This is a genomic window from Streptomyces chlorus (assembly GCF_042655885.1).
Classification (GTDB): domain Bacteria; phylum Actinomycetota; class Actinomycetes; order Streptomycetales; family Streptomycetaceae; genus Streptomyces; species Streptomyces chlorus.
The window spans coordinates 1-611 of the sequence record NZ_JBHSOA010000174.1 but is presented as its reverse complement, the minus strand read 5'-3'; the positions used below and the strand labels follow the sequence as shown (position 1 = coordinate 611).

The 611-nt window shown below is 72.5% G+C and carries 1 protein-coding gene; it reads left to right on the top strand.

Translation table 11 applies throughout. From position 1 onward, the window contains the following. Positions 1-611 (top strand): MFS transporter (locus tag ACFPZI_RS37245; RefSeq protein ID WP_381371597.1); only part of this gene is annotated, 611 nt, incomplete at both ends.

The window sequence follows — 611 nt, the reverse complement described above, 5'->3', positions numbered from 1 at the left end:
CCTCGCCGGGGTGGGCCTGGCCGCGCTGGCCGCCGCGGCGTTCGCGGTGCGCGAGCGGCTGGCCCGGTCTCCTGCCCTTCCGCTGAGCCTGCTGCGGTCCCGCACGATGAGCGGTGGAGCCGTCATCGGCCTTCTGTTCAACTTCGGCTTCTACGGCATGGTGTTCACCGCCAGCCTGGAATTCCAGCACCAGCGCGGATTCAGCGCCCTGGGCACCGGACTGGCGCTTTTCCCGGCGGTGGCGATGACCATGTTCGCCTCCGTCCTGTCCGGGCGGCTGACCCGCCGCACCGGCGATCGTCCACTGGTGGTCTTCGGCATGCTCCTGGCCGGTATGGGGCTGGCCGGCTGGGCCCTGGCGGGAGCCGACCCCGCCTACCCGCTGCTGGTGGCCCCGATGATGGCCGCGGGGTTCGGCACCTCCTTCGCCCTCACCGGTTCGACCGCCACCGTGATGGGGGCCGCGCCCCCGGCGTACTCGGGGGCCGCCTCCGCCCTGTTCAACACCACCCGCCAGATCGGCAGCGCCATCGGCGTAGCGCTCGGCGGCAGCCTGCTCGCCACAGCCACCAACTACGACATCGGGCTGCGCACCAGCATGGCCATCGGCG